Annotated in this window: 7 protein-coding genes; all 7 read left to right on the top strand. The window is 68.5% G+C overall.

The features are described from left to right. A partial coding sequence (locus tag DBR34_RS19120; RefSeq protein ID WP_258224134.1) for a type VI secretion system Vgr family protein occupies positions 1-1,890 on the top strand: 1,890 nt, incomplete at its 5' end. A gap of 2 nt (positions 1,891-1,892) precedes the next feature. Then, the gene (locus DBR34_RS19115; RefSeq protein ID WP_128097948.1) at positions 1,893-2,492 is read left to right on the top strand and encodes a hypothetical protein; all 600 of its coding nucleotides are present in this window, start codon (positions 1,893-1,895) and stop codon (positions 2,490-2,492) included. Positions 2,493-2,494: 2 nt separating this feature from the next. Next, entirely contained in the window at positions 2,495-3,904 is a 1,410-nt protein-coding gene (locus DBR34_RS19110) for a hypothetical protein (protein WP_128097947.1), read from the top strand. Then, entirely contained in the window at positions 3,897-6,080 is a 2,184-nt protein-coding gene (locus tag DBR34_RS19105) for an SH3 domain-containing protein (protein WP_128097946.1), read from the top strand. The genes DBR34_RS19110 and DBR34_RS19105 overlap by 8 nt, the downstream gene beginning before the upstream one ends. Before the next feature lie 8 nt (positions 6,081-6,088). Continuing rightward, positions 6,089-6,691 carry a hypothetical protein gene (locus tag DBR34_RS19100; RefSeq protein WP_128097945.1) on the top strand — a complete coding sequence of 201 codons (603 nt, stop codon included), beginning with the start codon at positions 6,089-6,091 and terminating at the stop codon, positions 6,689-6,691. A 55-nt stretch (positions 6,692-6,746) separates the two neighbouring features. After that, positions 6,747-7,376 (top strand): decarboxylase, encoded by a 630-nt coding sequence (locus DBR34_RS19095; RefSeq protein ID WP_181394077.1) that lies wholly within the window; start codon positions 6,747-6,749, stop codon positions 7,374-7,376. Between the two features lie 163 nt (positions 7,377-7,539). Then, the coding region (locus DBR34_RS24050; RefSeq protein ID WP_258224133.1) for a type VI secretion system Vgr family protein at positions 7,540-9,186 on the top strand (1,647 nt) is incomplete at its 3' end.

The following is a 9,186-nucleotide window of genomic DNA, read 5'->3' as shown; positions in this document are numbered from 1 at the left end:
GGTCTGCAGGCCGAGGCGCACGAAGCACGCAACCAGGCGTGGCGCGGGCGCAGCAGCGTGCGCTCGCTGTGTGCGGGCCAGTGGCTGCGGATAGGCCAGGTGCCCGCATCGGCGCCGTCCGAGGTGCTGCTGACAGGCGTCCGGCATCTGGGCGTCAACAATCTTCCCGTGGACCTGCGGGCGTCGCTTGCGCAGGCATTGGGCGCTGCACCTTCAGCGCATCCGGTCGATCCGGCCGTACACGAGCGCGCCGACGCCGTGGGCTATGCGAATGCCTTCACCGCCGTCCAGCGCAACACGCCGTGGCGGCCCGTGCTGCACGACGACACCGGCGTGCGCCTGAACCCGCGGCCGTTGGCGCCGGGCTACCAGACTGCGATCGTGGTGGGCGCGCAGGGCAGCGCTGCCGGCGCCGGCAGCCACGAAGTCCACGCGGATCTGGCCGGGCGTATCCGGGTCAAGTTCCACTTCCAGTCCGGGCTGGGCGATGGCGCGCGCGACAGTGCGTGGCTGCGCGTGGCCCAGCGCTATGCCGGTCCGGGCGTGGGCAGCCAGTTCCTGCCGCGGATCGGTCAGGAGGTGCTGGTCGGCTTCCTCGACGGTGATATTGATCGCCCGGTGGTACTGGGCGCGCTCTATAACGGGCGCGGCGAAGCCGGCGTGGCACCGACCCCGGCCGGCCAGGCCGCCAGCGCTGATACCAGCGCCTATGCGCAGGCTGCCGATGCACGCGCCAGCGCGCAGGCCAATGTGACCGGCGGTCACGCGCCGGCCTGGCACGCAGCCGCCGGCGGCGACGATGCGCACCGCCATCCCGGTGCACTGTGGGGCGTGCGTTCCAAGGAGTGGGGCGGCAGTGGCTACAACGCGCTGCTGTTCGACGACAGCGACGCCCAGCTGCGCGCGCAGCTGCTGACCACCCAGGCGGTGACCAGCCTCAACCTGGGCCACCTGATCCACCAGGCCGACAATTTCCGCGGCAGCCTGCGCGGTGAGGGCTTTGAGCTGCGCAGTGATGCCTGGGGTGCGCTGCGTGCACGCTCGGGGCTGTGGCTGAGTGGCTATGCGCGCGGCGCGCAGGGCAAGGCCGGCGATGCGGCGCAGCCGGTTGCGTTGCTGACCCAGCTGCAGACGCTCGGCAGCTCGTTTGCAACGGCGGCCAGCACCCACCTGACCAGCAAGCTGGCCGCGCACGAAGGCGCGCAGCAACCCAACCGCTCGCGGCTGGTGCAGGACAAGGCACCGCTGGCCGCGCTGCTGGCCAGTGCGCGCACCACCGTGGAGGGCGTCGAGTACGCGCCGGCGCGTGGACAGGCGGCCGAGCGCGATGGCAGCGCCGGTGACAACAAGGTGCCGCACGTCGGTGATGCACTGCTGGGCCTGGCCGCGCCGGACGGCGTGGTGCATGTGGCCGGGCAGGCGTTGGGCTGGGCGATCGGCGAGACGTTGACGTTGGGCAGCGGGCAGGCCAGCGAGACCGCCGTCATGGGGCAGATGCGCCTGCATGCCGCGCAGAGCGTGGGCGTGCTGGCAACGGCGGTGCAGGGCAAGGCGGCAACGGCTGCCGCGCTGAGCGTGGTGGCCGGGCAGGGCGAGCTGGACGTGCAGGCGCAGCAGGACGAACTGCGCATCCAGGCGCAGGCCGCGCTGAAGATGGCCAGCGCCCAGTCGCAGTTCGACCTGGCCGCCGGCAAGACCCTGCACGTGGCCACGGCCGGCGGTGCCAGCGTGACCATCGAAGGCGGCAACATCACCTTCACCGCACCGGGCAACATCGTGGTGCACGCCGGCAAGAAGTCGTTCACCGGTCCCAGCAATTACCAGGCCGAGCTCAAGAGCTGGGTGCATGGGGACCTCAAGAAGCAACGCATCATTGGATTCTCGGGATGAGCATGAACAGGATTTTTATCGCATCGCTGCTGTCCGGCGCGATGCTGCTGGCGGCCTGCCAGGCACAGCCACCGGCAGACCAGGTGGCCGACGCGGCCGCCCAGGGGGATGCAGCAGCGGCCGCGGTGGCCGTGGATGCACCGGCAGCCGAGCCCGCTGCGGCAACCGCCTCAGAGGCGACCGATCCGCTGGCCACCGAACTGTTCAACCTGGTGGGGGATGCGGTCTGCGGCAAAACCTGCCCGCAGTACGACCCGCGCGTGGATAAGGCCTTCACCGACATGCTGGCCGACGCGGCAGCGCTGGGCGATGCGCGTCTGCGCGAGCGGATCGGCAGCGGGCCGCAGCCGCAGGGCGAGCGCATCCAGACCGCGGCCGGCGAACGCTGGCTGTACCGCGCCTGCCAGGCGCACCAGTGCAACCTGACCACCCTGGTGGCGCTGTACGACCCGGCCACCGGCCGCATGGCCGGGCGCCTGGTCGACAAGTGCCAGGTGCATTGGCTGGGCACGCTGCCTGCCGACGCCATGGATCGCATCAGTGAGCGCGCGCCGGTGCAGATCAGCGACGAAGACTACACCGCGTTCTGCAACGGGAACTGATTATGGCAAAGGACCTGCAGGGCTTCCTCAATGCGCTGTTCGCCTCCGAGGGCGGCGGCGACTCGACGATCATCAACAAGTTCGGCTACGTCGGCAAATACCAGTTCGGCGAAGACGCGCTGATGGACCTGGGCTACTTCAACCACGACGGGAAGAAGCACGAAAAGGACGGCAAGTTCTTCCAGGACTGGGACGGCACGTGGACCGGCAAGGACGGCGCGACCAGCCTGCAGGTGTTCCGCAACAACGTGGCGATCCAGGACAAGGCGGGCCAGGCCTGGGTGCGGCGGCTGTGCAGCATGGGCCGCAAGTATGGCGCGCACGCGTACATCGGGCAGACCATCGGCGGGGTGCTGGTCACCGAGTCGGGCATCATCGCCGCGGCGCACCTGAAGGGTTACGGCACGGTCACGCCCAAGGAGGGCAAGTACAAGACGCCAGCGGTGATGGCCTTCCTGAAGACCGGCGGCGCCATCAATGCCACCGACGCCTTCGGCACCTCGGTGGGCAAGTACATGGCCAAGTTCGCCGGCTATGCGCTTGGGTGCTGCGAGCCGGTGGAAGTGCAGCAACCCTGGTCGTATCCATTCCCGCCGCAGGGCAAGACCACCGCGCTGGACGGCGCGGCATATATCGGCCTGCCCGCGCTGCAGGGCGCGTTGAGCAAGGCTGACGACGGGTTCTTCCCGATCGGCGCCAGCGGCCTGTGGCATGGCGGCATCCACTTCGATGCCGGTACCGGCACCGTGCTGAACCAGACCGATGGCGTGCGCTGCATCAAGGACGGCGAGATCGTCGCCTACATGGTGAACCGCAAGTACCCCGAAATCACCTTCCCCAAGGTACAGCGCAGCGCAGCGTATTCGTCCGGCTTCACGCTGGTGCGGCACCGCATCGAGCTGCCGCCGAACGCCGAAGCGCTGTTCAAGGCCGAAGCGGAGAAGAACGCGCCCAAGACCTGCACACCCGACAATCCGTCTGGCGGTGTTGCCGCGGCCGGTGCCGCGGGAGCCACCACGGGTGCTGCGGCGGCCGCGGCGCAGGGGACCGCAAAGAAGGACCCGCCCAAGACGGAGGCACCCAAGCCGCGCGATCCGGGCATGCAGATGGTGTTCTACAGCCTGTACATGCACCTGCTGGATTTCCAGGGTTACGAGGAGAATCCCAAGCGCGCGCGGCCGGCCTACTGGGATGCCAGCAACGAGTTCGTCGTGGGCGAGCGCGCCAAGGACACGCAGGAGGTGCCACCGCCACCGGTGCAAGCCGCTGCGGAGGCCCCGGCGGAGGTGGAAGAGGTGGGCTGCGATTGCGGCCACGGTATCTCCAGCGAAGCCAATGAACTGCTCGGGTTCTTCCCGCCCGAGACCAAGGAGTGGGACAACGTGACGTCCGAGGAGCTGGTCCATGAGTGACGCCGCCGCGCCGATCATCGGCTTGAACATCCGCAAGGAAGCCAACGGCAAGAGCGCCCGCATCGGGCTGCTGCCGCGTGGCGCGCGCATCACGGTGAAGAACCGGGGCGAGAAGTGGGCGCAGATCGACCGCATCCTGGAAGGCCAGATTGCGCCGGTGCGTCCGGGCGAGGCGGTGGATCCGGCGGCCGCGCAGGGCTGGGTGTTCCTGTCCGAACTGGACCCCGGCCCCAAGGCGCCATTCACCCTGGACCAGGTGGTGATTCCGGAAAAGCCCATCCCGGTCAGTGCCGGTGTGCTGCTCGGCCACGTGGGCGAGTACCAGCAGTACGTGGATGCCCAGCCGCGCGCCAAACGCGGGTGGCGGCAGATGGTGCATCTGGAGACCTTCGCCGGCAACGACCTGCCGGTGTTCGTCAAGACAGCGCGCAAGTATGCCTCGCTGCTGCCGCCCAACACCGGCTCGCTGTTCCTGATCGACAAGGGGGCCAAGCTCAAGCTGCCGGTGCCGCACGACACCACCTGGCCGGCCGATACGCGGTTGGTGCAGGGCAAGGACGGCGCGATCGGTCCGTGGGCGAAGATCCAGAAGGCGGGCCTGGTGGTGATGGACCGCGAGGCATTGGGCGCGTACTCGTCCAAGAGCAAGCGCTACGCCAAGGCGCCCGATGCCGAATGGACCGGCTGGTTCGTCGGCCCGGCCGACACCGACCGCACCCTGGACGAGAAGCTGGCCAAGAAGCTGAACTACAAGCGGCGCGAGATGCGCATGCCGCAGGGTGACGCGGTGTGGGTGGAGCGTGCGGCGCTGGTGTCGTGCGGTGCCGACGGCATGAAGGTGTGGAAGAAGTTCCCGTTGCGGCTGGATGGCCCCGATGCCGGTGGTGAAGCCGCGTTTGCGCGGGTGATGACCCGCGCCGAGCTGGAGAAGAACCCGCCGGCAGACCGCGTTGTCGACGCCGATGGCAAGCCGTGGTGGCGCGTGTCGGTGCGCAGCCAGAATGCCGGCAAGATCCACGTCGGCTGGGTCTGCGAAAGCGGCATGCCGAAGGTGGGCTGGCAATCGCCGTGGGCATGGCCGGGCTTCGACTGGGTTGAAGAAGGGCAGATCCAGCCGGTGGACATGCTGTCGGCCTCGCTGGTGAACATGGGCGCGCTGCGCGCCGATGAGGTCACCGACTACAAGATGCGCGCCGACAAGGTCGACCAGAGCGCGCTGGTCAAGAAGCTCTATGAGCAGCTGGACACCGACAAGAGCGGCTACCTGTCCAAGGCCGAGCTGCGCACGGCGATGGAACAGCCGCTGATGGCCCAGGCCATGAGCCGGATGATTGCGAAGTACGAAAGCGAGTGGGGCGGCAGTGATGCCAAGTGGGACGCGCTGGATCCGCTGATGCTGGGCGGCCAGCCCGAGTGGAGCGCCGAGAAGCTGCGCATCAAGCACCTGCGCTGGTGGGACAAGGTGCAGCCCAAGGTGCCCGGTTTCCCGGTGTCGCCGGAGGTGTACCACATCCACCCGATCGCGTTGCTCAACAATTTCTATTCGCCGCTGGGCGAGGCCAATGCCGCGGCTACCGATGGCGGTGCCACCAGCAAGAGCGGCAAGCACTGGCATGGCCGGTTCCTGCAGAGTGCCAAGGTGGCCGACCTCAAGTCGCCGTTCCGCGAGGGCGCGAGCAGCTTCATCGCGGCGATGAAGGCCGGTGGGATCGACGTGATCATCAACACCACCCTGCGCCCGCCGCAGCGCTCCTACCTGATGTACTACGCCCGCGAAGTGGTGCAGGGGCTGGCACCGGGCAAGGTGCCCAAGTTCGTGCCGCAGAATGGCGACGAACCGGTCAACATCGACTGGGAGCACCTGGACGCCAACGGCAAGCCCGACCTGGACGCGGCCAAGAAGGGCGCGCGTGCGATGGACCAGGCGTATGCGGCCGCCGGCGCGATCGGCAAGCCCTACAGTTCCAACCACAACGGGGGCGAGGCGATCGACATGAAGTTCGATCCCCCGTGGGGCATCGGCAAGACCGTCAAGAACGCCAGTGGCGTGTCGGTGGCGATTACCAGCAAGCGCGACCTGCAGGAAGTAGGCGCCACGTACAAGGTCTATCACTGGACCTACTACGGCCCCAAGAACAAGGTCGACGAACCGCATTGGTCCAAAACAGGTAATTGAGCATGTCCATGAAAGGCGTCATCGCTGCTGTGTTTTCCCTGCTTGCCGCCGCTGGCAGCGCCCAGGCCGCAGGGCCGTCCGCGGGCGGCTGGCGCAGCCTGACGATCGGGCCGGCGTATTCGGTGTCCGAACAGCGCAGCGCGTTCGTGATGCTGCCTGCCGACGCGGGCAAAGGCACCCGCTTCACGGTGATGGACCTGACCCGGTGGCAGCCTGTCTGCTGCCTGGAAGTGTCCAGTCCCCGGCTGCAGCGGGCCACCCTGGAACATTCCTACCAGGTGCCCGGGGTGTGGGCATCGGATCTGACCAGTGGGTTGGACAATGGCGCCGGCGGGGCATCGCACGTGTTCGCCGCGCGCCCGGTGGGCCGCCTGCTGGGCTACCGGTTCGAGGGGCATTTCACCGAGAGCGGCGAATGGGGCGGCCTGTTGCTGCCGGCCGATGCACAGGCGGCGGGTGCGGGCAAGGTGAGCTTCGGCGGTGCGACCTACACGGTGGTCCGCACCGTGGACACGTTGCCCGACGATGACGGCGGGCTGGAAACCTACCGCCTCACGCCTGAAAGCGGTGGCGCCGCACAGACGGTCGACGTACGCTTCGGCACCAATTGATCCTCCCGCGCCGCTGACGCATAGTGGCGGCGCTTTCAACACTGGACCCACACCCATGCAGGGCAGAAACATCACCCAGGCGCTGCTGTTGGCGCTGGGACTGGCGGTCGGCCTGGATGCCGCCGCACAGGCCGCACCGGCCGCCCCCGTCTTCGGCGGCTGGCGCAACGTGCATTCGGCCAACGGGGTCGAACCTGCGCAGGACGATCTGGCCTTTGCGATGCTGCCCACCCCCGTGGCCAAGGGCACGCGCTTTGCAATCCTGGACCGGGAAGCCAACCGCGTGGTGTGTTGCATGGTGGTCAGCAGCGACCGGCTGGACGCGGGCGTGCTGGAAACGCAGTACCGCTTGCCGGGCGTGTGGGTGTCGGACCTGCTCAACGAGGGCAACGACACCCCGCCCTACGAACCGCGCGTGTACGAAATGAAACGCGACGGTGCCCTGGCCACCTACGTCTTCCATGACGCGATCGAGGCCTATAGCGACCTGGGTGGGTTGCTGCTGCCCCCGGGCGCCAGCATCGATGCCGCCGGCACCGTCAAGACCGGCACCCGCAGCTACAAGCTGCAGTTCCAGACGACCACCTTCACCGATGAAGATGGCACGCTGGACCGCTTCACGCTGCGCCCGGTGGGCGCGCCCGGCGCCCCGGTCGTGGTGGAAGTTCCCTACGCCACCTACTGACTCACGTTGGCGGCACGTTGACGTGGTTTTAACGGACGCTGCCTTGCGTAGCGTGCGTGTTGGTTTTGCATCTGCTACCGTCGGGTCACAGGGGATGGAAGCGGCACCGGCAACGCCGGTGGCGCGCGAGCCAAGGTGAGCCATGGAAGCAATGCGGAACCTGATGACACAGGCGGCCCGGTTGTTGGATGGGGAACGTCTGTACCGGATGCAGTTGCCGGATGCGCCGATGGTGCTGGTGGACCGCTGGCAGGGTGAAGAACAGCTCTCGCACGGGTTCCGCTACGAGGTGCTGCTGTTGGCGCTCGACGCGGACCTGCCCCTGGAGCAGTGGCTTGGCAGTGCGGCCTGCCTGCAGACCCGGCTGGCCGATGGTCGCTGGCTGCCCCGGCATGGCCTGATCACCGAAGCGCACCTGCTGGCCGACGATGGCGGCCTGGCCCGTTACCGCGTGGTGCTGCGGGACGCCAGTTGCCGGTTGGAACACGGCCATCACAGCCGCGTCTTCCAGAACATGGACGTGCAGCAGATCGTCGACACCGTATTGGGCGACCACGCCAGCCAGCTGCAATGGCGCTGGAGCGGGGAAGCCGTGGATTTCCTCAAGGGCGCGCGACCGCGCAGCTACTGCGTGCAGTATCGCGAGACCGACCTGGCCTTCCTCCAGCGCCTGCTGGCCGAAGAAGGCCTGGGCTGGCGGGTGGAAGATGGTGGGGAGGATCCCGGTGGCCACGTGCTGGTGCTGTTTGCCGATGCCGCCGCGCAGGCGCAGGACGCGGTGTCGCAGGCCGGTGGCGGGGTGCGCTTCCATCGTGCCGATGCCACCGAGGCCGATGACACCGTGCAGGCACTGGGCCGCCGGCGTCGTCTGGGAGCCCAGCGCCTGACGCTGCACAGCGATGATTACAAGGCCAGCCGTTCGCTCGCCGCCGGCGTGCCGTTGGAAGGCGGCGGGCAGGGTGAGGCACGCGAGGTGTACGACCCTTCCGGCGCCTACAGTTTTGCCGACAGCGTCGAGGCCGATCGTTACGCCGGGCTGATGGCCCAGGCAGGCGAGGCGCAGGCCCAGCAGTGGCACGGGCGCAGCACGCTGCGCAGCGCCACGGCCGGTCAGTGGCTGACGGTGACCGGGCTGCCCGGCGGCGCCCCTGCCGAACTCGTGTTGACCCGGGTGCAGCATGTGGGCATCAACAACCTGCCGGTAGACCTGCGCGAGGCGCTTGCGGCGCTTCACCCCGTGGATGTCGTGGAGGAAGCCGCAGCCGGGTCCGGGAGCGCCCAGACGCATGGTTACGCCAATACCTTCGACGCCCAGGCACGGGACCTGGCCTGGCGGCCGGTGCTGTTCGACGACAGTGGCGCGCGCCTGAACCCGCGTCCGTTGGCACCGGGTTACCAGACGGCCGTGGTGGTGTCCGCACCCGGGGTCAGCGCGGACGGCGCGCGCGACGTGCATGCCGACAGCCTCGGGCGGATCCGGGTGCGTTTCCATTTCCAGGGGGCGGGTAGCGCAGCCGGGGCGAGCAACGACAGCACCTGGCTGCGCGTGGCCCAGCGTTATGCCGGGCCGGGTGTTGGCAGCCAGTTCGTACCCCGCGTGGGGCAGGAAGTCCTGGTCGGCTTCCTGGAAGGCGACATCGATCGCCCGGTGGTGCTGGGCAGCCTGTACAACGGGCAGGGCGAAGCCGGCACCGTGCCGACCCCGGGTGGCCGCAGCGCCGAGGCCGATACCAGCGCGTATGCGCAGGCTGGCGATGCCGTGGCCAGCGCACAGGGCAATCGCAGCGGCGGCCATGCCCCGGCCTGGCAC

This window comes from Stenotrophomonas sp. HMWF003 (genome assembly GCF_003061285.1).
GTDB classification, from domain to species: domain Bacteria; phylum Pseudomonadota; class Gammaproteobacteria; order Xanthomonadales; family Xanthomonadaceae; genus Stenotrophomonas; species Stenotrophomonas maltophilia_AP.
Note: the sequence above shows the minus strand (reverse complement) of the source record. Positions and strands in the feature narration are given on the sequence as shown.